Below are 23,546 nucleotides of genomic sequence, written 5' to 3'. Positions count from 1 at the left end.
CCGACCACACGTTCGGCGGCACGATCGGCGGCACCGGCGGCGTGGTCAAGCAGGGCAGCGGCACCGAAACGCTGACGGGTGCCAACACCTACACCGGCGGGACCACCATCAACGAGGGCACGCTCGCGATCGGCGGCAACGGCTCGCTGTCGGGCACCGGCACCGTCAACCTCGCGAACGCGGGCACCAGCCTGGACTTGAGCGGCGCGAATGCGCCGCAGACCATCGGCGGGCTGGCCGGCGCGGCCGGCTCGAGCGTCTCGCTCGGCTCGACCGGCCTCGCGTTCGGCGATGCCGGCAGCCACACGTTCGGCGGCACGATCGGTGGCACCGGCGGCGTGGTCAAGCAGGGCAGCGGCACCGAAACGCTGACGGGCACCAACACCTACACCGGTGGCACCACCATCGTCGGCGGCACGCTGGCGCTCGGCGCTGGCGGCTCGCTGGCCGCCGACGGCGCGCTGAACCTCGGCGCGCCGGGCTCGCGTTTCGACATCAGTGGCTCGGGCGCGAACCAGACGATCGGCGCGCTGTCGGGCGTGGCCGGCACCACGGTCGCGCTCGGCGGCAACGGCCTCACGTTCGGCGACGCGAGCGACCAGAGCTTCGGCGGCGTGATCTCCGGCACCGGCGGCATCACGAAGCAGGGCAACGGCACCGAAACGCTGACGGGCGTGAACACGTTCACGGGCGGCGCGACCGTCGACGCCGGCACGCTCGCGATCAGCGGCAACGGCTCGCTCGCGGCCGGTAACCACGTCGATCTCGCGAACGCGGGCGCGGGCTTCGACATCAGCGCCGCGAACGCGAACCAGACGATCGGCGCGCTGGCGGGCGCGGCCGGCACCACCGTCACGCTCGGCTCGAAGACGCTGACGCTCGGCGACTCGACCAGCCAGAGCTTCGGCGGCGCGATCGGCGGCACCGGCGCGATCGTCAAGCAGGGCAGCGGCACCGAGACGCTGACGGGCGCCAACACCTACACGGGCGGCACCACGATCGCCGCGGGCACGCTGGCGCTCGGCGCGGGCGGCTCGCTCGCGGCCACCGGCGACGTCGCGCTGACCAGCGCCGGCGCCGCGTTCGACATCAGCGGCGCGGGCGCGAACCAGACCATCGGCACGCTGTCGGGCGTGGCCGGCACGAGCGTCAACCTCGGCGGCAACGGCCTGACGTTCGGCGGCACCGGCTTCGAGACGTTCAGCGGCACGATCGCGGGCACCGGCGGCATCACGAAGCAGGGCAGCGGCACCGAGACGCTGACGGGCGCGAACACGTTCACGGGCGGCGCGACCATCAACGCCGGCACGCTGGCACTCGGCCCGGGCGGCTCGCTCGCGGCCGGCTCGAGCGTGAACCTCGCGAACGCGGGCACCGTGTTGGACATCACCAACGCGGGCGCGAACCAGACCATCGGCGGCCTGTCCGGCGCGGCCGATTCGACGGTGGCGCTCGGCGGCAACCACCTGACGTTCGGCGACGCCGGCGACGAGACGTTCGGCGGCACGCTCATCGGCACGGGCGGCATCACGAAACAGGGCGCCGGCACCGAAACGCTGACGGGCGCCAATACCTTCACGGGCGGCGTGAGCGTCGACGCGGGCACGCTCGCGCTGGCCGGGAGCGGTTCGCTGGCGGCCGGCACCGGCGTGGATCTCGCGAACGCGGGCGCCGGCTTCGACATCAGCGGCGCGAGCGCGCCGGTGGCGATCGGCGCGCTCGCCGGCGCGGCCGGTACCAGCGTCAACCTCGGCGGCAACGGTCTGACGTTCGGCGATGCGGGCAACGAGACGTTCGGCGGCGCGATCACGGGCACCGGCGGCATCACGAAAGAGGGAACGGGCACGGCGACGCTGACGGGCGCGAACACGTTCACGGGCGGCACCATGATCGACGCGGGCACGCTCGCGATCGGCGCGGGTGGCTCGCTCGCGGCCGGCTCGGTGCTGAACCTCGCGAACGCGGGCACGGCCTTCGACATCAGCGCCGCGACCACGCCGCAGGCGATCGGCGGCTTGACCGGCGTGGCCGGCACCACCGTGAATCTCGGCGGCAACGGCCTGGCGCTCGGCGATGCCGGCAACGAAACGTTCGGCGGCACGATCGCGGGCACCGGCGGCATCACGAAGACGGGCACCGGCACCGAAACGCTGACGGGCACCAATACGTTCACGGGCGGCGTGAGCGTCGACGCCGGCACGCTCGCGCTGGCCGGCAGCGGTTCGCTGGCGGCCGGCACCGGCGTGAACCTCGCGAACGCGGGCGCGGCCTTCGACATCAGCGGCGCGACCGCGCCGGTGACGCTCGGCGCGCTGAGCGGCGCGAGCGGCACGACGGTCAACCTCGGCGCCAACGGCCTGAGCTTCGGCGACGCCGGCAGCGAGACGTTCGGCGGCGCGATCACGGGCACGGCCGGCATCACGAAGACGGGCGCGGGCACCGAGACGCTGACGGGCGCCAACACGTTCACGGGCGGCACGACCGTCAACGCCGGCACGCTCGCGCTGGCCGGCAACGGCTCGCTCGCGGCCGGCTCGGCGCTGAATCTCGCGAACGCGGGCGCGGCCTTCGACATCAGTGGCGCAGGCTCACCGCAGACGCTCGGCGCGCTGAGCGGCACGGCCGGTTCCACGGTCAATCTGGGCGCCAACGGCCTGACGTTCGGCGATGCCGGCAACGAGACGTTCGGCGGCACGATCGCGGGCACGGCCGGCATCACGAAGCAAGGCACGGGCACGACCACGCTGACGGGCGCGAACACGTTCACCGGCGGCGCGACGATCGACGCCGGCACGCTCGCGATCGGCGCGGGCGGCTCGCTGGCGGCCGGCTCGGCGCTGAATCTCGCGAACGCGGGCACGGCCTTCGACATCAGCGGCGCAGGCGCGCCGCAGACGCTCGGCGCGCTGAGCGGCGCGGCCGGCACCAGCGTCAACCTCGGTGCCAACGGCCTGACGTTCGGCGATGCCGGCGACGAAACGTTCGGCGGCACGATCGCGGGCACGGCCGGCATCACGAAGCAGGGCACGGGCACGGCCACGCTGACGGGGGCGAACATGTTCACGGGCGGCGCGACCGTCAACGCCGGCACGCTGGCGCTCGGCGCGGGCGGCTCGCTGGCAAGCGGCTCGGCGCTGGACCTCGCGAACGCGGGCGCAGCCTTCGACATCAGCGACGCAGGCGCACCGCAGGCGCTCGGCGCGCTGAGCGGCGCGGCCGGCACCAGCGTCAACCTCGGTGCCAACGGCCTGATGTTCGGCGACGCCGGCAGCGAGACGTTCGGCGGCGCGATCGCGGGCACGGCCGGCATCACGAAGCAGGGCACCGGCACGGCCACGCTGACGGGCGCGAACACGTTCACCGGCGGCACGACGATCGACGCCGGCACGCTCGCGCTCGGCGCGGGCGGCTCGCTCGCCGCGACCGGCGACGTCACGCTCGCGGGCCTGGGCGCGGCCTTCGACATCAGCGGCGCGACCACGCCGCAGACGATCGGCGGCCTCGCGGGCGGGACCGGCTCGACCGTCAACCTCGGCGGCAACACGCTCACGCTCGGCGGCGCCGGCAACACGCGTTTCGACGGCACGCTGACGGGCGGCGGCGCGCTGGTGAAGGCGGGCACGGGCATCGAGACGCTCGGCGCCGACAACACCTACAGCGGCGGCACCACGCTGACGGGCGGCACGCTGGTGGTCGGCTCGAACGGCGCGCTCGGCAGCGGCGCGCTGAACGTGAACGGCCCGGCGACGCTCGACGCCGCGACCGCGGTCACGCTCGCCAACGGCGTGAACCTGAACACCACGGCCACCATCGGCGGCAGCCAGGATCTGACGCTGGCCGGCACCGTGTCCGGCACCGGCGGCCTCGTCAAGAACGGCGACGCGGCGCTGACGCTGAATGGCGGCAACACCTACAGCGGCGGCACCACGCTGAACGCCGGCTCGATCGCGCTCGGCAACGCGCAGGCGCTCGGCGACGGCGCGCTGACCGTCAACGGCGGCCGGCTGCTGCTCGGCGCCACGCGCATCACGCTGCGCGCGCTGAACGGCGCCGCGGCCGGCGTCATCGACACCGGCACCGGCAGCCTGGAGGTGGCGGGCGGCGGCAGCTACGCCGGCGTGATGACGGGCGCCGGCTCGCTGGCCAAGAGCGGCACCGGCACGCTGACGCTGACGGGCGAGAACACCTACAGCGGCGGCACCACGATCTCGGGCGGCACGCTGCAGGTCGGCGACGGCGGCAGCGCGGGCAGCCTGACCGGCGACGTCGCGAACAACGGCGCGCTGGTGTTCGCGCGCGCGGACAGCCTGCGCTTCGCCGGCCTGATCTCCGGCACCGGCTCGCTCACGCAGTCCGGCACCGGCGAACTGACACTGGCCGGCAACAACACGCTGAGCGGCCCGACCACGGTGGCCGCCGGCGCGCTGAACGTGACCGGCTCGCTCGCGCAGTCCATCGTCACGGTAAACAGCGGCGCGACCCTGACCGGCACCGGCACGATCGGCGGCCTGGTGGTGGGCAGCGGCGCGACGGCGGCCGCGAGCCAGCCCGGCGCGGCGCTGAACGTGGCCGGCAGCGTCACGTTCCAGCCGGGCTCGACGCTGCAGGTGGCGGCCACGCCGCAGCAGAGCGGCGCGCTCGCCGCGACCGGCAGCGCCCAGCTGCTGGGCGGCACGGTGCAGGTGCTGGCGAACGCGGGCATCTATTCGCCCGCCACCCGCTACACGATCGTCGACGCGGGCGGCGGCCTGAACGGCGTGTTCAGCGGCGTGACCAGCAACCTCGCGTTCCTCCGGCCGCTGCTCAGCTACGACGCGAACCGCGTGCTGCTGCAGTTGATCCCGAACGGCAGCTCGTTCACGGACGCGGCCGCCACCAGCAACCAGCGCAACGTGGCCGCCGCGATCGGCACGCTCGGCAACGGCAACCCGCTGTTCGACACGGTGCTGTCGAGCGACGCGGCCACCGCGCGGCGCGCCTACGATGCGCTCGACGGCGAGCTCTACGCCAGCATCAAAAGCATGCTGCTGACCGACAGCCGCTACGTGCGCGATGCGGTGACCAACCGCCTGCGCCAGGGCCTCGGGGCCGGCAGCGGGCCGCTCGCGGCGCTGGCCTCGGGCGGCGCCTCGCAGTGCGGCGACGCCACCACGGTGCTGTCCGGGCCGGCCGGCGCCGCGGCCGCGCAGCAGCGCTGCCAGGGCTCGCGCTACCAGCCGGTGGTGTGGGGCCAGGCATTTGGCGGCCGCAGCCGGCTGGCCGGCGACGGCAACGCCTCCGACATCTCGCGCAGCATGACGGGCTTCATCGCGGGCGCCGACGTCGGCCTCAACGAACACTGGCGCGCCGGCGTGGCGGGCGGCGTCACGCACAGCAGCTTCGACAACGACCTGCAGTCGTCGGCCAGCGCCGACAGCTATTCGGTGTCGGTGTACGGCGGCGGCCAGTACGGCCCGCTGGGCGTGCGCGGCGGCGCGGCCTACACGTGGCACCGCATCGACGGCGACCGCTATCCGGCCTTCGCCGGCTTCTCGGACCACACGCAAAGCGGCGTCAACGCGCAGACCGCGCAGGTGTTCGGCGAGGTCGGCTACGCGCTGCCGGCCGGCGCGCTCGCGTTCGAGCCGTTCGCCGGGCTGGCCTACGTGAACCTGCACACCGACGCGATGAGCGAGACGGGCGGCGCCGCGGCGCTGCAGAGTGCCGGCGAGTCGAACAGCATCGGCTTCTCGACCGCGGGCGTGCGCGCGGCCACCCAGCTCAACCTGCTGGCGAAGGGCAGCCTCACGGCGCGCGCGATGGCCGGCTGGCGCCACGCGTTCGGCGCCACCACGCCGGGCTCGACGTTCGCGTTCACGGGCGGCGGCGCGTCGTTCCAGGTGGCCGGCGTGCCGATCGCGCGCGACGCGGCGGTGATGGAGCTGGGCCTCGACGCGAGCCTGACGCAGCGGCTTTCGCTGGGCCTGACCTACAGCGGCCAGTACGGCGGCGGCGTGCGCGACAACGCGGTGCTCGGCAACCTGCTCTGGAAGTTCTGAGTGTCATCGCCCTCCGTCTTCACGCACCGCGCGTGGGGACGGAGGGCGCCTTGTCTGCAGCGCATCCCGGCAGCGCATCCCGGCAGCGCATTGCGCCTGCCTCCCATCCTGCGCCGGCCCCCTCCATCGTCTTCCCGAAAGCCTTCCGTTGCGCGCGTGTCGCGCGGGCCGCTGAACCGGTCATCCCGGACGCGCTCGCCGGCGTCATTAGCAGGTGAAATGGATTGCATAGAATGCAATTCAATTCGATATTCTTTATAGAATTTTTGGATAATTTACCGATTGTGAATATCAATCGGAAAATCGTGCCTTGCGTCCGGATTTAGCACCAGCTGCAACAAAACGTAAGCAAATGTGACGTAAGGGGAAGTCTTTTCCAGCAAGGGTTTTCGGAGATTCTGACAGATATTTCAAGGGCAGTTGGATTGATTGAAAGGGGCCGTGAGGATCTCTTGTTTCAGTGGGTAACAATGCGAGATTGTCATATTGAGATAAACCCTGATGGTGGTATGCTTCATGCACATTAAATTCCGCATCCCCTCTAAAAAGCGGTTTCGTGCATCGGCGTCGTGAATCGCGGCACTGCTTCAGTGCGCAATGCATCGACGCGGCACACCGGTAATCGTCCAATGTGCAACCCGGCCATGATCGTGCATCCCGCATGCCCCGATCATGTCGCCTCGATCGCAGCCCCGGCCTGGCTGCGTTGTGGAGATATCTATGTTCTTCGATGAGCTGAGCGATGAAGAATGGACACGCGTGTCGACACTGATCGCGGACGAGCCGATCCGGCTGAACCGTCGTGGCCGTCCGCGCGCGGAAACGCGCGTGGTGGCGAACGCGATCCTGTGGATCCTGACCACCGGCGAGCCGTGGTCGAAGCTGCCCGGCCGCTATCCGTCGGGTCCGACCTGCCGCCGCCGCTTCGAGGAGTGGCTCGCCTGCGGCACGCTCGGCGAGATGGTGGCGATGCTCGGCGAGATGAGCGGCCGCAGCTTCGCCTACGTGCCGCCGCCGCCCGAACTCGTCGCGCCGACCCCGCGCGCCGAGCCGGTGGCCAACCACGACCGCCTGCGCGGCGTGTTCTGGCAGAACCCCGAGTCATGGCGCCTGCCGGTGGCCGATGCCGCCGACTGGCACGACGAGGACGATGAAGAGGGCGGCGCCGTGCATCGCGTGGTCCACGACGCGCCGCCGGTGGCCGGGGTCATGCAGACCATGCAGACCGTCGCGCGCCAGGTCCACGCCGCCCACGCGCTGTCGTCCGCGCTGACGGCGCCGGCTGCCGCCGAAGCGACCCGGCCGGCCACCCGGGCCGCCGGCCTCGAGCCGGCTGCGAGCGAGGCCGGCACCGAAGCGCAGGCCGGTCAAGCCGACCCGACCGACCCGGCCGAGCATGGCGAGCACGCGCGGCCGATGTCGGTGCGCTTCGCCACCGTCGCGCCGCAATCGGAGTCGTATCGCGGCTATACGCTGTACGGTACCGCGCAGCCGGTGCAGAACATGATGTACCGCGCCTGGGCCGAGATCGCCTGCGACGGCCGCCGCATCGAGCGCTCGGGGCTGATCGGCCCGCGCTTCTCCGACCCCGAGGCGGCCGAGCGTCATGCGATCGCCTGGGGGCGCGAGTGGGTGGACCAGCACCTGGCCGCCGAGGCCACCACCGCTCCCGACGAGGCGCCGGCCCCCGCCGCGCAGGCGCTGCCGCCGCAGATGCGCGTGGTGCGCCCGGCCAGCGCCGTGCTCGCGACACTGCCGTCACTGGCGGCCGACCGCCAGGTGGCCCGGCACCTGATCGGCGAGCGCCGCCTCGAGCTGGCCGACGCCGCGGCGCGCGCGCACGAGCTTGCGTATCGCGAATTCGCTTACCAGGTCGGCTAGGGAGCCTGACGGGGGCCGTTCATGACGAACGGCCGGGTACTCGGTCACGGCGCCGGCGCCTTCGGGCGGCCGGCGCTTTTTTTTCGATTTTTTTTCGAGCGGAAAACGGGTAAGGGGAGCCGCCGCGCCGGGATCGTCCGGACGCCCGCGAAAACGGATTGTCCGGCCGCGCCATGACACACCGCCGCCCGCGTCGATGAGGGCGCGGGCGGCGGTGCGGGTGAAACGGAAGGAAAGGGAGACGTTCGGCGAGCGGGGCGCGATCAGCCGCGGCCGTAGGTATCGTCGAAGCGGACGATGTCGTCCTCGCCGAGATACGACCCCGACTGCACCTCGATCAGTTCGAGCGGCATCTTGCCGGGGTTCTCGAGCCGGTGCGTGACGCCGAGCGGGATGTAGGTCGATTCGTTCTCGGACAGCAGGAAGGTGTCCTCGCCGCGCGTGATGCGCGCTGTGCCGCACACCACGATCCAGTGCTCGGCACGGTGGTGGTGCATCTGCAGCGAGAGCTGCGCGCCCGGCTTCACGACGATCCGCTTGACCTGGAAGCGCTCGCCCATGTCGACCGAATCGTAGTGGCCCCACGGGCGATGCACCTTGCGGTGGTTCGACGCCTCCACGCGCGCATCGCCCTTCAGGCGGCCGACGATCTTCTTGACGTCCTGCACGTGCGCCTTGTCGGCCACCAGCACCGCGTCGGGCGTTTCCACCACGATCAGGTCGCGGGTGCCGACGCAGGCGATCAGCCGGCCCTCGGAGTGCGCGAAGGTGGACGCCGCGCCTTCGAGCATCACCGGCCCGCGCGCCACGTTGCCGCCTTCGTCCTTCTCGGAGATCTGCCAGAGCGCGTCCCACGAGCCGACGTCGGACCAGCCCGCGTCGAGCGGCACGACCACGCTGTCGCAGACGTCCGGCGCGTTGACGAGCGGCTCCATCACCGAATAGTCGATCGAGTTCGCCGGCGAGGCCGCGAAGCTCTCGCGGTGCAGGCGGAAGAACGTGCCGTCGTCGTCGCCGAGCGCGACCGCCTGCGTGCAGGCTTCGTGGATGGCGGGCTGGAAGTGGCGGATCGCCTTGAGCCAGACCGAGGCGCGCACGATGAAGATGCCGCTGTTCCACCAGTAGTCGCCGGCGCTCACGTATTGCTGCGCGAGCTCCAGATGCGGCTTCTCGACGAAGCGCGCGAGCTTGCGCACTTCCACCGCGCCTTCGCCGCCGGCGTCGATCACGCCGCCCACGCGGATGTAGCCGTAGCCGGTTTCGGCGTGCGTCGGCAGGATGCCCATGGTGGCGATCCGGCCTTGCATCGCGTGGCGGATGCCGGCGTCGAGCGAGGCCTGGAAGCGCGCGAGATCGGCCACCGCGTGGTCGGCCGGCATCACCGTCATCACCGCGTCGCCCTGCTCGGCGACCACGCGCAGCGCCGCGATGGTCAGCGCCGGCGCGGTGTCGCGGCCGAACGGCTCGAGCACGATCGACGCGTCCTTACCCACCAGGCGCAGTTGCTCGGCCGTGGTGAAGCGGTGATCGTCGCCGCACACCACCATCAGTCGTTCGGAGACCGGATGATCACCGTCATAGCCTTCGAGGCGGCGCGTGGTCGACTGCAGCAGCGATTCGTCGCCGAGCAGGCCGATCAGCTGTTTCGGGAACTGTTCACGCGACATCGGCCAGAGCCGCGTGCCGGAACCGCCCGCCAGCACCACCGGCTGCACGGCCACGCGGGCGGCCGTCGCGGCGCCCTGGGCCGCGACGCTCGCGGGCGCGGCGGTGGGGGCGGAGGCGGGAGCCGCGGACGACACGGCGGCGGCGTTCGGCGCGAGGCCGACGACGGAGGGAGGATTCATCGTGTACTCCTCGAAAACGTGGATCGGTCGTCCAGTTTTTAACACGTCATTAATGGCGATAAAAACCGGAATTCCGCACCGCAACATCAAACAATTTCTACGAAAAATAAAAAGTGACGCGGACCGAAACATCAAAATTCGATCGGTAAGAAAATGTAAAAAATAGGATCCGATGAATCGCCGGGCATTGATTAAAAAAGAATTTCAGTCAGGAGGCCGGCTTTGGCCGATACGCAACATGTTCAAATCCGGAAAATTGTGCCGAGAAAAATTCACGCCAAAAGCGTAATAAATTCCGAATATTTTTAGAAATACTTGCGCACTTGCAGCAACAATATTCTTGCCGCTTCAATAGGACCTGCAGCAGACGAGCCGGCTCCCGCCCGGCCTCGTCCCGCGCTGCGATCCGACCATCTGTCAGGCGAAGGAGCAACCCATGTTGAGCGTGTTGGCGAGAGTGATCGATATCGCGATGGCGGTGGCCGGCGCGCTCGTCGCGGCCGGGCTGCACCGCGGCGGCATCGTGGCGCTCGACGATCTGCAGCGGTCGATGGTGTTGTTCAACGGCATGCTGATCGTCGCGTTCTTCCCGGCCTTCGGCATCTACCAGTCGTGGCGCGGCAAGCCGGTGCGCTCGCTGCTGTGGCGCGTGGCGACGGCCTGGCTGGTGGTGGAGATGGCCGGGATCCTGATGAGCTTCAGCTTCCACCACTCCGGCGAGCTGTCGCGGCTCTGGCTCGGCTACTGGGCGGTGGTGACGGCCGCGCTGCTGGTGGCCTCGAAGGCGTCGGTCCACTGGGTGCTGCGGCGCCTGCGCCGCGAGGGCTACAACCACAAGGTGGTGGGGCTGGTCGGCGACACCGGCGACACGCGGCGCCTGATCGCGCAGATGCGCGCGCGCCCCGAGGCCGGCTTCACGCCGTCTTGCATCTTCGACGTGACGGGCAGGGTGGACACGCGCGAGTTCGACGGCGTGCCGGTGGAGCGGCGCTTCTCCGAGCTGGTGCGGCTGGTGCGCGGCCGCTACCTGCGCGAGCTGTGGCTGACGCTGCCGATCACCGAGGAGCAGCAGATCCACCGGATCGTGAAGGAGTTTCAGCATGACTTCGTCAATATCCGCCTGATTCCCGACGTGCGCAGCCTGTCGTTCTTCAACCAGGAGGTGGTCGAACTGCTCGGCGTGCCGGCCATCAACCTGGCCGCCTCGCCGATCACCGACGTGCGGATCCTGCCGAAATTCGTGTTCGACCGGATGTTCGCGCTGGCCGCGCTGGCCATGCTCTCGCCGCTGATGCTGCTGATCGCCGCGCTCGTCAAGCTGACTTCGCCGGGGCCGGTGTTCTTCCGCCAGACCCGCAAGGGCATCGACGGCCACGAGTTCCGGATCTACAAGTTCCGCTCGATGAAAGTCCACGCCGAGGCGAAGGGGCAGGTCACGCAGGCGCGCAAGAACGATTCCCGGATCACGCCGATCGGCCGCTTCCTGCGGCGCACCAGCCTCGACGAACTGCCGCAGTTCATCAACGTGCTGAAGGGCGAGATGTCGGTGGTCGGCCCGCGCCCGCACGCGCTCGAACACGACGACATCTACAAGGATCTGGTGCGCGGCTACATGTTCCGCTACCGGATCAAGCCCGGTATCACGGGCTGGGCGCAGATCAACGGCTTTCGCGGCGAGACCGACCGCGTCGAGAAGATGTCCGGCCGCGTCAAGCTCGATCTGTACTACATGCAGAACTGGTCGTTCTGGCTCGACATCAAGATCGTCGTGCTGACGCTCTGGAAGGGCTTCACCGGCAGCAACGCGTACTGAGCGCGGCGCTTCGCTTTCCCGTTTTCCGTTTTTCCCGATTGACCGATCAACGAGTGACGGCCGGCAACGGCCGCAAAGGCTGACAAATGAATCTGACCATCATCGGCAGCGGCTACGTGGGCCTCGTCACGGGCGCGTGCCTTGCCGACATCGGACACGACGTGTTCTGCCTCGACGTGGATCCCGTGAAGATCGGCATCCTCAACGACGGCGGCGTGCCGATCCACGAGCCGGGCCTGGCCGAGCTGATCGCGCGCAACCGCGCGGCGGGCCGGCTGCGCTTCTCGACCGACGTCGAGGCGGCCGTGGCGCATGGGGATGTGCAGTTCATCGCGGTGGGCACGCCGCCCGACGAGGACGGCTCGGCCGACCTGCAGTACGTGCTGGCCGCGGCGCGCAACATCGGCCGCCACATGACCGGCTTCAAGGTGATCGTCGACAAGTCGACGGTGCCGGTCGGCACCGCCGAGCGCGTGCGCGCGACGGTGGCCGCCGAGCTGGCCGCGCGCGGCGCCGACACGATGTTCTCGGTGGTCTCGAACCCGGAGTTCCTCAAGGAAGGCGCGGCGATCGACGATTTCGCGCGGCCCGACCGGATCGTGATCGGCTGCGACGACGACGTGCCGGGCGAGCGCGCGCGCGAGCTGATGAAGAAGCTCTACGCGCCGTTCAACCGCAACCACGAGCGCACGCTCTACATGGACGTGCGCTCGGCCGAATTCACCAAGTACGCGGCCAACGCGATGCTGGCCACGCGCATCTCGTTCATGAACGAGCTGGCCAACTTCGCCGACCGCGTGGGCGCCGACATCGAGGCGGTGCGGCGCGGCATCGGCTCCGACCCGCGCATCGGCTACCACTTCCTGTACGCGGGCGCCGGCTACGGCGGCTCGTGCTTCCCGAAGGACGTCGAGGCGCTGATCCGCACCGCCGACGCGAGCGGCCAGTCGCTGCGGATCCTGCGTGCGGTGTCGGACGTCAACGCCGCGCAGAAGCACGTGCTGGCCGCGAAGATCGTCGCGCGCTTCGGCGCGGACCTGAGCGGGCGCCGCTTCGGCGTGTGGGGCCTGGCGTTCAAGCCGAACACCGACGACATGCGCGAGGCGCCGAGCCGCGCGCTGATCGGCGAGCTGCTCGCGCGCGGCGCGCGGGTGACCGCCTATGACCCGGTGGCCACCGCCGAGGCGCGCCGCGTGTTCGCGCTCGACCTGGCCGGCGCGCCCGCGCAGCTCGCGCGCCTGAGCTTCGCCGAGGATGCCGGCGACGCGGCCGACGGCGCGGACGCGCTCGCGATCGTCACCGAGTGGACCGCGTTCAAGAGCCCCGATTTCGCGGCGCTGGCCGCGCGCTGGAAGACCCCCGTGATCTTCGACGGGCGCAACCTGTACGAGCCGCTCGCGATGCGCGAGCTCGGCATCGAATACCACGCGATCGGCCGCGCCGGCGCGCAGCGCGGCGCGCCGGCCGCGGCGGCCGGCATTGGCGGCAGCGGTCGCCCGGCCGCCGAGGTCCGCCTCTGAGCGGCGCCAACCGAGAGGAGGAGAACCGATGTTCCACAACGTGCTGATCGTCTGCCACGCCAACGTGTGCCGCAGCCCGACCGCCGAAATCCTGTTCCGCACGCACGGCCGCGACGCGCTCGGCGAGGGCTGCGCGTTCCATTCGGCCGGCATCGACGCCAACGACGGCGACGGCATCGATCCGGTGATGCAGGCGCTGCTGGCCGAGCGCGGCGTCGACGCCTCGACGCACCGCTCGCGCCGCTTGAGCAGCGCGCTGGTGCGCGACGCGGATCTGGTGCTCGCCACCGAGCGTCACCAGATCGACGCGATCGAATCGGTGGACCGGTTCGCGCGCGGCAAGGTATTCCTGCTCGGCAAATGGGAAGACGCGGAAATCTCCGATCCGCACGGCGGCAGCGAATCCGCGTACCGCGAAAGCTGCCGGTTGATCGAACGTCTGGTCCAAGGATGGCTGCACAAACTATGCTAAAACGCCCGTTTCCGCGCGATCCCGCGCGCCGCCTCGCTCATGGCACCACCCCCCGCGTCGCCTCCCGCGCCGCTCATTGGGCCACCCGCCGGGCCGCGCCCGCCATGCTGGCGCTGCTGCTGGCCGCCTGCTCGACGGCGCCCGGCAACTACATCAACACCGCGCGCCTCGACGATCACGATCCCACGCCCGACACGCACTACAACGTCAGGCTGATCACGCCGCAGCTGGTGGTGGCGCAGGCGCTCGCGCAGCACAAGGAGCGGCCGCTGCCGCCCGACATGTTCAGCGATCCGAACCAGTACGTGTACCGGATCGAGCCGCAGGACATCCTCGGCGTGACGGTCTGGGACCACCCCGAGCTGACCACGCCGCAGGGCCAGACGTTCTCGGCGGGCGGCAACACCACCCAGACCATCGCCGGCGCGCTGCAGCAGCCGTACACCAACGCGCTGCCGGGCCAGGCCGATCCCTACGGCCAGACGGTGGGCGCCGACGGCACCATCTATTTCCCGTTCGTCGGCCGCGTGCGCGCCGCGGGCCGCACCGCGCAGCAGCTGCGCGACGAGCTGTCCACGCGGCTCGCGAAGTACGTGCGCGATCCGCAGATCGACGTGCGCGTGCTGTCGTACCGCAGCCAGAAGGTGCAGGTCACGGGCGAGGTCAAGACCCCGGGGCCGCTCGCCATCACCGACGTGCCGCTGCGCCTGGTGGACGCCATCACGCGCTCGGGCGGCTCGACCACCGAGGCCGACCTGCAGCGCGTGCGGCTCACGCGCGACGGCAAGTTCTACGTGCTCGACGCGAACGCCATGCTCGATCGCGGCGACGCGGCGCAGAACGTGATGCTGCAGCCGGGCGACGTGGTCAACGTGCCGGACCGCAGCGACAGCCGCATCTTCGTGATGGGCGAGGTGAAGACGCCCGCCACGGTGCCGATGCTCAAGGGGCGCCTGACCATCGCCGACGCGCTGACCGCGGGCGGCGGGATTCTCGATACCGATGCCAACCCGCGCCAGATCCTGGTGCTGCGCGACATGCAGGACAAGCCGGACTCGCCCGACATCTACCGGCTCGACATGACGCAGCCCGACGCGCTGATGCTGTCGAGCCGCTTCCAGCTGAAGCCGCTCGACGTGGTCTACGTGGGCACGGCGGCGTCGGTCGAGTTCAACCGCCTGCTGCAGCAGATCTTCCCGACGATCCAGTCGGTCTACTACATGAAGCAGATCACGCGCTGATCTGGACCGTGCCGGCATCGCACCCGATGCCGGCGACCGAACCTGGAGCGGACAAGCCATCGTGAATACGCAAGTCAAACACCCCTACGCGGATCTCGCCGCGAAGCCCGACGACGAGGATGTCGTCCTCGGCCAGCTGATCCAGGTCGTGCTCGACGACATCTGGCTGCTGCTCGGTATCGCGGCGCTGATCGTCGCGCTCGCGGGCGTCTACTGCTACCTCGCGAAGCCGATCTATTCCGCCGACGCGCACGTGCGGGTCGAGGCCGCGGACAACACGTCCCAGGCGCTCACGCAGACCCAGACGGGCGCCATGATCAACAGCGGGCCGGCCACCCCGGCCACCGACGCCGAGATCGAGATCATCAAGAGCCGCGGTGTGGTCGGCCCGGTGGTCGAGCAGTGCAAGCTGAACTTCTCGGTCACGCCGAACACGTTCCCGCTGCTGGGTTCGATCGCCGCGCGCCTCGCCACGCCGGGCAAGCTCGCCGCGCCGTGGTTCGGCCTGACCTCGTATGCGTGGGGCGGCGAATCGGCGGTGGTCGATTCGATCGACGTGACGCAGGCGCTGGAAGGCAAGAAGCTCACGCTGACGGCCGGCGCGAACGGCACCTACACGCTCGCCAACGAGGACGGCGGCCTGCTGCTGCGCGGGCGCGTGGGCGAGCGCGACGAGGGCAACGGCGTGGCGCTGACGGTCAGCAAGCTGGTGGCGCGGCCCGGCACGCAGTTCATCGTGGTGCGCCAGAACGATCTCGACGCGATCACGGCGTTCCAGTCGGCGATCCAGGTGGCCGAGCAGGGCAAGCAGACCGGCGTGATCCAGATCTCGCTCGAAGGCAAGGATCCGGACCAGACCGCGATGATCGCCAACGCGCTCGCGCAGTCGTACCTGCATCAGCACGTGAACAGCAAGCAGGCCGAGGCGAACCGGATGCTCGACTTCCTGAAGAGCGAGGAGCCGCGCCTGAAGTCCGACCTTGAACGCGCCGAGGCCGCGCTGACCGACTACCAGAGCACCTCGGGCTCGATCAACGCGAGTGACGAGGCGAAGGTCTACCTCGAGGGCAGCATCCAGTACGAGCAGCAGATCGCCGCGCAGCGCCTGCAGCTGGCCTCGCTCGAGCAGCGCTTCACGCCCGAGCACCCGATGGTGGTGGCCGCCAACAAGCAGCTCGCCGAACTGCAGCACGAGCGCGACAAGTATTCGGACAAGTTCCGCAGCCTGCCCGCCACCGAGGTCAAGGCAGTGGCGCTGCAGCGCAACGCCAAGGTGGCCGAGGACATCTACGTGCTGCTGCTGAATCGCGTGCAGGAGCTGTCGGTGCAGCGCGCCGGCACCGGCGGCAACATCCGCCTGGTGGACGCGGCGCTGCGCCCCGGCGTGCCGGTCAAGCCGAAGAAGGTGCTGATCCTGTCGGCCGCGGTGATCCTCGGCCTGATCGTCGGCACCGGCGTGGTGTTCCTGCGTCGCAACATGTTCCATGGCCTCGAGGACGCCGAGCGCGTCGAGCGCATGTTCAACCTGCCGATGTACGGCCTGATCCCGAAGAGCGTCGAACTCGAACGGCTCGATGCCGAGGCGAAGAAGAGCGGCAGCGACATGCGGCCGATCCTGGCCGTCGCGCGGCCGAAGGACCTCAGCGTCGAGAGCCTGCGCAGCCTGCGCACCGCGATGCAGTTCGCGCTGATGGACGCCAGGAATCGCGTGATGGTGCTGACCGGCCCGACCCCGGGCATCGGCAAGAGCTTCCTGACCGTCAACCTCGCCGCGCTGCTCGCGCATTCGGGCAAGCGGGTGCTGCTGATCGACGCCGACATGCGCCGCGGCGGCCTCGACCGCTATTTCGGCGTGCCGCGCCGCAACGGCCTGTCCGAGCTGCTGAGCGGGCAGATCGCGCTGGAGGAGGCGATCCGCGAGACCCAGGTGCCGGGGCTGTCGTTCATCCCCACCGGCCAGCGTCCGCCGAATCCGTCCGAACTGCTGATGTCGCCGCGCCTCGCGCTCTATCTCGACGGGCTCGGCAAGCGCTACGACGCCGTGATCGTCGATTCGCCGCCGATCCTCGCCGTCACCGACGCGACCCTGTTCGGCGTGCTGGCCGGCTCCACCTTCCTGGTGCTGCGCTCGGGCATGCATACCGAGGGCGAGATCAGCGATTCGATCAAGCGCCTGCGCACGGCCGGCGTGCATGTGCAGGGCGGCATCTTCAACGGCGTGCCGGCGCGCGCGCGCGGCTATGGCCGCGGCTATGCGTCGGTCCACGAATACCTGAGCGCCTGATGCAAACCCAATCACGACCACGACGAGGATCCGATCCGATGAAACTCTCCGTACTCGTGCCGACCTACCGGCGTCCCACCGACCTCGCGCGCTGCCTGATCGCGCTGCAACGGCAGCGGCGCGCGCCCGACGAGGTGATCGTCGTGGCGCGCCCCGACGACGTCGCGACTCACGATTGCCTGGCCGACCCCGCGGTGCGCGGCGCGCTGCCGCTCACGGTGGCCCCGATCGAGGTGCCGGGCCAGGTGGCCGCGCTCAATCGCGGCCTGGAACGCTCCGGCGGCGACGTGCTGGCGATCACCGACGACGACGCCGCGCCGCGTCCCGACTGGCTCGAGCGGATCGCCGCCGCGTTCGACGCCGATTCGCGGCTCGGCGCGCTGGGCGGCCGCGACTGGGTTCACGAGCGCGGCCGCATGATCGACGACACGCGGCCGGTGGTCGGCCGCGTCACGCTGTCGGGCAAGCTGGTCGGCAACCATCATCTCGGCGTCGGCGGCGCGCGCGAGGTGGACATGCTGAAGGGCGCGAACATGATCTACCGGCGCGATGCGATCGACGGGCTGCGCTTCGACACGCGGCTGCGCGGCGCCGGCGCGCAGACCCACAACGACATGGCGTTCAGCATGGCCGTGAAGCGGCGTGGCTGGAAGCTCGTCTACGACCCGGCGGTGGCGGTCGACCACTACCCGGCCGAGCGCTTCGACGAGGACCGGCGCGACGCCGCCTCGCGCAACGCGATCGTCAACGCGGCCTACAACCTGCACCTGACGCTGCGCGACCACCTGCCCGAGCCGAAGCGCGAGATCGCCTGGTGGTGGTACCTGTTCGTCGGCACGCGCGTCTATCCGGGTCTCGCGCACGTGGTGCTGTCGCTCGGCTCGCGCAACGGCGCGCGCGTGCGCGAACGCTGGCGGGCGGTGCGGCAGGGCGCGAGCGCCGCGCGCCGCGATACGCCGGCGCGCAGCCAGCCGCTCGCGACTGCCTGAGCCCACGCCCGACCGGAGCCGCGCGTGAGCCGCCCGCCGTTGGTCCGCCCCGTTGCCCGCCTTGGGGTGTGCGATGCGGCGTGCCATGCCGCGTGCCCGTCGCCGCGGCTGCGTCGCGACGCGACGCACCCCGGCACGACGCGCCCCGGCCCGCTGCCGCGCGCCCCCCGACCATCCGAACCCGGAGCCCTCGCATGACCGCCACGAACGTCCACGTTCATCTGTTCTACGGCGCCGATCCGCGCACCTATCGCCCCGGCGACAACATCGGCTGCCTGTACGGCTATCACCATGCCGAATCGGCCGAGTTCGCGATGAGCTATTCGCGCGACGCGCGCGAGTCGCGCTTCGTCAGCCTCGCGCGGCGCGCGCTGAAGGCCGCGCTCGGCTTCGACGCGATCCACGCCTGGCGCAATCGCGAGGCGCTGCTGGCGGCCGACGTGATCTGGACGCATACCGAGCAGGAGCATCTGGCCGCCGCGCTGGTGCTGAAGCTGGCCGGCGCGCGCGGCACGCGTGCGCTGCTGCTCGCGCAGAGCGTCTGGCTGCTCGACCGCTGGCCGCGGTTCGGCGTGCTGCGCCGCTGGGTCTACCGCAAGCTGCTGGCGCGCGCCGACGTGCTGACCACGCTCGCGCGCGACAACGCGCTGCTGTGCCGCGAATACCTGCAGCGCGACGCGGTGCAGGTCTACTACGGGCTCAACACGCAGGATTTCCCGGTGCGCCGGCCCGAGGCCTGGACCCCGCACCGGCCGCTGCGGATCGCCGCGATCGGCAACGACCGCGACCGCGACTGGACCACGCTGATCGAGGCGTTCGGCGGCCTGCCGCGCTACGAGGTGAAGCTCGCCACGCGGCGCCGGATTCCGCGCGAGCTGCATCGCGACAACGTCGAGATCGCCTCGGTGTCGGGCATCGCGCGCCAGCGCGAGTTCTACGACTGGGCCGACGTGATCGTGGTGCCGCTGCGGCCGAACCATCACGCCTCGGGCATCACGGTGATGCTGGAGGCGGCGGCGGTGGGCAAGCCGATGATCGCGAGCGACGTGGGCGGCCTGCGCGACTATTTCCCGGGCGACTGCGCGGCCTACGTGCCGGCCTTCGACGCGAGCGCGATGCGCGGCGCGGCCGATCGCATGGTGGCGCAGCCCGAGCGCGCACTCGGCTTCGCGCGCGCGGCCTCGACGCGGCTGGTCGAACGCGATCTCACCACCGAGCAGTTCGCCGCCCAGCACGCGCGCATCACGCGCGAGCTGCTGCAGCGCCGCCGCGCGCCGGCCGGCGCCGCCGCGCCGCTGCCGCTGGCCGACTCGCGCACGCCGTCCAACTGAGCCCGCCGCCGCCATGAGTACGCCCGCCGTCCCCGCCGCCGCGCCCCTGCGGGCCCGCTCGCGCAAGCGCGCGCGCCGCTTCCTGAGCGAGCCGAAGCACTGGGCCGCGCAGACCGGCCTCTGGACCATCACCGCGCTGCTGATCCTGGCCCACCAGGGCTCGGTGCTCACGCTCGCGTTCCCGGCGCTGTCGATCGCCACCGGCCTGTGGCTGTACTTCCGCAGCCCGGCGCGCTACGTCGGCTTCCTCTGGTGGATGTGGTTCCTCGGCCCCGAGGTGCGCCGCCTCGCCGACTGGTCGCGCGGCGCCTACACGCCCACCAGCCTGATCCAGATCGCGCCGCTCGCCGTCACGATGATCGCGGGGCTCGGCCTGCTGCGCCACTATCGCGTGCTCGCGCAGCGGCGCGGGCTGCCGATGCTGATGATCCTGCTCGGGCTCGGCTACGCCTACCTGGTCGGCCTGGTGTCGGCCGGCGTGCTGGCTGCCACCTACGACCTGGCGAACTGGATCTACCCGGTGCTGATCGGCTTCCACATCGCCGTGAACGCGCGCGACTATCCGGAATACCGCGAGGTGATCATGTCCACCTTCATCTGGGGGATGCTGGTGATGGGCGCCTACGGGATGGTGCAGTTCTTCATCATGCCGAGCTGGGACGTGCTGTGGATGGTCGGCTCGCAGATGGCCTCGCAGGGCGAGCCGGTGGCCTACGGCGTGCGCGTGTTCAGCACCATGAATTCGTCGGGGCCGTTCGCGTTCGCGATGATGGGCGCACTGGTCTTCATGCTGGCCGCCACCCAGCGCGTGCGCTGGCTGGCCGGCGCGGCCGGCTTCATCGCGTTCATGCTGTGCCTGGTGCGCTCGACCTGGGGCGGCTGGGTGATCGCGCTCGCGGTGCAGCTCGCCAAGTCGTCGAATCGCGTGCGGGTGCGCATGGTGGTGGGCGCGATGGTGCTGGCCGGGCTGTCGGTGCCGCTGCTCACCGTCGGCCCGGTGGCCGACCGGCTCGGCCAGCGGCTCGAATCGATCACCAACCTCAAGGACGATCGCAGCTACGACGATCGCAACAAGTTCTACGCCACCTTCGCGCAGACCGCGTTCACCGACGTGGCCGGCGAGGGGCTTGGCGCGACCGGCTCGTCCACCAAGCTGTCGAGCGACAGCGGCGAGCTCGGCAAATACGGCAGCTTCGACAGCGGCGTGATGAACGTGCCGTTCGTGCTCGGCTGGCCCGGCACGCTGCTCTACCTGTCCGGCACGCTGTGGCTGCTCGCGCGCGCGCTGCGCGTGTCGTTCCGGCTCAAGGAGGACAAGTACGTGGCCGCCTGCGTGAGTCTCGCGATCTCGATCTTCGCGATGCTCGTCTTCACCAACTCCCTGATCGGTACGGGAGGGTCGTTGCTGTTCATGAGTTTGTTTTCGATCTTGTCCGCGTCGCACTGGCAGAAGATCCAGCGAGCCGCCGCCGGACGCATACGGGGAGTAGACCAATGAGAATCGCCATCGTCACCCACGTGGTACGCCACAACGACGGGCAGGGGCGTGTCAACTACGAGATCGCGCGCGCGGCGCTGGCCGAGCAGTGCGACGTCACGCTCGTCGCCTCGCACGTCGCGCCGGAGCTGCTCGAGCATCCGCGCTTGCGCTGGATTCCGGTCCAGCCGGGCCGCTTCTGGCCCACCAACCTGCTGCGCCAGCAGGTGTTCGCGCTGAAGAGCGCGCTGTGGCTGTCGCGCCACCGCGCCGAATACGACGTGCTGCACGTGAACGGCTTCATCTCGTGGGTGCGCGCCGACGTGAACACCGCGCACTTCGTGCACGGCGGCTGGTTCGCGAGCCGCTATTACCCGTTCGCGCTGACCAAGGGGCTGTGGTCGGCCTACCAGTACGTCTACACGCGTGCCAACACCGTGCTCGAACGCTGGGCCTACCGGCGCTCGCGCGCGATCGTGGCGGTCTCCGGGAAGGTGGCCGACGAGATTCGCCGGATCGGCATCGACGGCAGCCGCGTCGGCGTGATCTACAACGGCGTCGACACGCGCGCGTTCGCCGGCGCGCGGCCCGACCGCGCCGCCTACGGGCTGCCCGACGACGCGTTCCTGCTGCTGTTCGTGGGCGACCTGCGCACGCCGCGCAAGAACCTCGGCACGGTGCTGAAGGCGCTCACCAAGCTGCCCGAGCACGTCCACCTGGCGGTGGCCGGCTACCTGCCCGGCAGCCCGTATCCGGACGAGGCGCGCGCGCTCGGGCTGGAGCGGCGCGTGCATTTCCTCGGGCTGGTGAAGACCATGCCGACGCTGATGTCGTCGGTGGACGCCTACGTGTTCCCGTCGCGCTACGAGGCGATGAGCCTGTCGCTGCTCGAGGCGATGGCGGCCGGCCTGCCGGTGGTGACCGCGCGCACCGCGGGCGGTGCCGAGATCATCACGTCGGACTGCGGCGTGGTGCTCGACGATCCCGACGATCCGCACGCGCTGGCCGGCGCGATCGGCGAACTGGCGCGCTCGCGCGAGCGCTGCCGTGAAATGGGCGCCGCGGCCCGCGAACTGATGGACCAGTTCGGCTGGGCGCAGATGGGCGCCCAGTATCTCGCGCTGTACCGGCGGCTGATGCCGTCTTCCCAATCATCGGCGCACGGCGCGCCCGGCCCCGCCGCGGTGGCCGGACCCGCCCCCGTCGCCACGCAGGAGCCATTGTGATGAAAGACGTTTCCCCCTCGACGATCAAATCGCTGCAGATCGGCATGCACTGGTTCCCCGAACGCGCGGGCGGCCTCGACCGCATGTACTACTCGCTGGTCGGCGCGCTGCCCGGCGCCGGCGTGGCCGTGCGTGGCGTGGTGGCCGGCTCGGGGCGCGTGGCCGCCGACACCGGCGGCGCGATCCGCGGCTTCGGGCCGGCCTCGCAGTCGCTGCCGCGCCGCATGATGGCCGCGCGCAGCGCGCTGCGCGACGTGATCCGCAACGAGCGGCCCGACGTGGTGTCGTCGCACTTCGCGCTCTACACGTTCCCGGGCCTCGACGTCACGCGTGGCATCCCGCAGGTCTCGCACTTCCAGGGGCCGTGGGCCGACGAGAGCCAGGTGGAGGGCGCCGATTCGCTGGGCCAGCGCGCCAAGCGCTACCTGGAGCAGGCCGTCTACGCGCGGGCCTCGCGGCTGATCGTGCTGTCGAGCGCGTTCGGCGAGATCCTGACCTCGCGCTACGGCATCTCGCAGGAGAAGGTGCGGATCGTGCCCGGCTGCGTGGACACCGCGCAGTTCGACCTGCCAATCACGCAGGCCGAGGCGCGCCGCAAGCTGCAGCTGCCGGTGGGCCGGCCGATCGTGCTGGCGGTGCGGCGGCTCGTGCGGCGCATGGGGCTCGAGGACCTGATCGAGGCCGTGAACACGGTGCGGCGCCGCCATCCGGACGTGCTGCTGCTGATCGCCGGCAAGGGGCGGCTCGCCGAGGAGTTGCAGCAGCGCATCGACGCCGCTGGGCTCGGCGACCACGTCAAGCTGCTCGGCTTCGTGCCCGACGAGCATCTGGCCGCGCTGTACCGCGCGGCCACCGTCAGCGTGGTGCCGACCGTCGCGCTCGAGGGCTTCGGGCTGATCACGGTGGAGTCGCTGGCCTCGGGCACGCCGGTGCTGGTCACGCCGGTGGGCGGGCTGCCGGAGGCCGTCTCGGGGCTCTCGCCCGATCTCGTGCTGCGCGGCACCGGCGCCGAGGCGATCGCCGAGGGGCTCGAAGGCGCGCTGTCGGGCACGTTGAAGCTGCCCGACGCCGACGCGTGCCGGCGCTATGCGCGCGAGCACTTCGACAACGCCGTGATCGCGAAGCGCGTCGCGCAGGTGTACGACGAGGCGATTCGGGCGGGTTGAGGCGGGGCGCGAGGTTCGGCCGGCGGGCGGGTCGTCCGCCGGGCCGTCTTTCCGGGCCGTTTCTCCGGGCCGTTTCTCCGGGCCGTTTCTCCGGGCCGTTTCTCCGAGCCGTTTCTCCGGGCTGGACGAGGTTGCCCGATGCGCGGTGATGCCAAGGAGTGCGTTCTGATCGCGCGAGCCGGGCGGCGGGGCGCGTTGCGCTGCGTTGCGTCAGGAAAATTCCAGGCGTACGGAAGCGGACAGCCTGCCACGGCGGGACGA

At 70.6% G+C, this 23,546-nt stretch carries 13 protein-coding genes; 12 read left to right on the top strand and 1 reads right to left on the bottom strand.

Going from position 1 to position 23,546, the window contains the following annotated elements:
• On the top strand, positions 1-6,038 hold a 6,038-nt coding region (locus tag BpN12_RS10670), incomplete at its 5' end, for an autotransporter-associated beta strand repeat-containing protein (protein WP_246792529.1).
• 720 nt (positions 6,039-6,758) lie between these two features.
• Positions 6,759-7,919: a transposase gene (locus BpN12_RS10665; protein ID WP_246792528.1), complete on the top strand. Its 1,161-nt coding sequence runs from the start codon at positions 6,759-6,761 to the stop codon at positions 7,917-7,919.
• Between the two features lie 263 nt (positions 7,920-8,182).
• On the opposite strand, the gene BpN12_RS10660 is transcribed toward BpN12_RS10665, so the two are convergent.
• Entirely contained in the window at positions 8,183-9,766 is a 1,584-nt protein-coding gene (locus BpN12_RS10660) for a mannose-1-phosphate guanylyltransferase/mannose-6-phosphate isomerase (protein ID WP_246792527.1), read from the bottom strand.
• Positions 9,767-10,202: 436 nt separating this feature from the next.
• Between BpN12_RS10660 and BpN12_RS10655 the strand changes: the two genes are divergently transcribed.
• The 10 genes from BpN12_RS10655 (at position 10,203) to BpN12_RS10610 (ending at position 23,285) form a co-directional block, all read left to right on the top strand.
• On the top strand, positions 10,203-11,579 hold the full coding sequence (locus tag BpN12_RS10655) for an undecaprenyl-phosphate glucose phosphotransferase (RefSeq protein WP_246792526.1): 1,377 nt from the start codon (positions 10,203-10,205) through the stop codon (positions 11,577-11,579).
• A gap of 86 nt (positions 11,580-11,665) precedes the next feature.
• Positions 11,666-13,099 (top strand): UDP-glucose dehydrogenase family protein, encoded by a 1,434-nt coding sequence (locus tag BpN12_RS10650; protein ID WP_246792525.1) that lies wholly within the window; start codon positions 11,666-11,668, stop codon positions 13,097-13,099.
• A 28-nt stretch (positions 13,100-13,127) separates the two neighbouring features.
• Positions 13,128-13,571 carry a low molecular weight protein-tyrosine-phosphatase gene (locus tag BpN12_RS10645; RefSeq protein WP_246792524.1) on the top strand — a complete coding sequence of 148 codons (444 nt, stop codon included), beginning with the start codon at positions 13,128-13,130 and terminating at the stop codon, positions 13,569-13,571.
• Between the two features lie 104 nt (positions 13,572-13,675).
• A complete protein-coding gene (locus BpN12_RS10640; protein ID WP_246792522.1) occupies positions 13,676-14,812 on the top strand; it encodes a polysaccharide biosynthesis/export family protein in 1,137 nt (378 codons plus the stop codon).
• 58 nt (positions 14,813-14,870) lie between these two features.
• Positions 14,871-17,096, top strand: coding sequence for a polysaccharide biosynthesis tyrosine autokinase (locus BpN12_RS10635; RefSeq protein WP_246794686.1), 2,226 nt, complete (start codon positions 14,871-14,873; stop codon positions 17,094-17,096).
• A 38-nt stretch (positions 17,097-17,134) separates the two neighbouring features.
• Complete coding sequence (locus BpN12_RS10630) at positions 17,135-18,085, top strand: glycosyltransferase family 2 protein (protein ID WP_246792520.1); 951 nt, start codon at positions 17,135-17,137, stop codon at positions 18,083-18,085.
• Between the two features lie 194 nt (positions 18,086-18,279).
• On the top strand, positions 18,280-19,416 hold the full coding sequence (locus BpN12_RS10625) for a glycosyltransferase family 4 protein (protein ID WP_246792519.1): 1,137 nt from the start codon (positions 18,280-18,282) through the stop codon (positions 19,414-19,416).
• A gap of 13 nt (positions 19,417-19,429) precedes the next feature.
• On the top strand, positions 19,430-20,914 hold the full coding sequence (locus BpN12_RS10620; RefSeq protein WP_246792517.1) for a glucose-6-phosphate isomerase: 1,485 nt from the start codon (positions 19,430-19,432) through the stop codon (positions 20,912-20,914).
• A complete protein-coding gene (locus BpN12_RS10615; protein ID WP_246792515.1) occupies positions 20,911-22,119 on the top strand; it encodes a glycosyltransferase family 4 protein in 1,209 nt (402 codons plus the stop codon). Before BpN12_RS10620 ends, BpN12_RS10615 begins: the two co-directional genes overlap by 4 nt.
• Positions 22,119-23,285, top strand: a complete 1,167-nt coding sequence (locus BpN12_RS10610; RefSeq protein ID WP_246792512.1) for a glycosyltransferase family 4 protein — start codon at positions 22,119-22,121, stop codon at positions 23,283-23,285. The genes BpN12_RS10615 and BpN12_RS10610 overlap by 1 nt, the downstream gene beginning before the upstream one ends.
• Positions 23,286-23,546 lie beyond the last annotated feature (261 nt).

The sequence above is a fragment of the Burkholderia perseverans genome, assembly GCF_022870505.1.
In the GTDB taxonomy this organism is placed as follows: Bacteria; Pseudomonadota; Gammaproteobacteria; order Burkholderiales; family Burkholderiaceae; genus Burkholderia; species Burkholderia plantarii.
The sequence above is the reverse complement of the archived record's forward strand: the minus strand, read 5'-3'. Positions and strand labels throughout refer to the sequence as shown.

Coding starts and splice junctions, on each gene's coding strand:
- BpN12_RS10665 (WP_246792528.1), top strand. CDS start 6,759: ATGTTCTTCGATGAGCTGAGCGATGAAGAATGGACACGCGTGTCGACA.
- BpN12_RS10660 (WP_246792527.1), bottom strand. CDS start 9,766: ATGAATCCTCCCTCCGTCGTCGGCCTCGCGCCGAACGCCGCCGCCGTG.
- BpN12_RS10655 (WP_246792526.1), top strand. CDS start 10,203: ATGTTGAGCGTGTTGGCGAGAGTGATCGATATCGCGATGGCGGTGGCC.
- BpN12_RS10650 (WP_246792525.1), top strand. CDS start 11,666: ATGAATCTGACCATCATCGGCAGCGGCTACGTGGGCCTCGTCACGGGC.
- BpN12_RS10645 (WP_246792524.1), top strand. CDS start 13,128: ATGTTCCACAACGTGCTGATCGTCTGCCACGCCAACGTGTGCCGCAGC.
- BpN12_RS10640 (WP_246792522.1), top strand. CDS start 13,676: ATGCTGGCGCTGCTGCTGGCCGCCTGCTCGACGGCGCCCGGCAACTAC.
- BpN12_RS10630 (WP_246792520.1), top strand. CDS start 17,135: ATGAAACTCTCCGTACTCGTGCCGACCTACCGGCGTCCCACCGACCTC.
- BpN12_RS10625 (WP_246792519.1), top strand. CDS start 18,280: ATGACCGCCACGAACGTCCACGTTCATCTGTTCTACGGCGCCGATCCG.
- BpN12_RS10620 (WP_246792517.1), top strand. CDS start 19,430: ATGAGTACGCCCGCCGTCCCCGCCGCCGCGCCCCTGCGGGCCCGCTCG.
- BpN12_RS10615 (WP_246792515.1), top strand. CDS start 20,911: ATGAGAATCGCCATCGTCACCCACGTGGTACGCCACAACGACGGGCAG.
- BpN12_RS10610 (WP_246792512.1), top strand. CDS start 22,119: ATGAAAGACGTTTCCCCCTCGACGATCAAATCGCTGCAGATCGGCATG.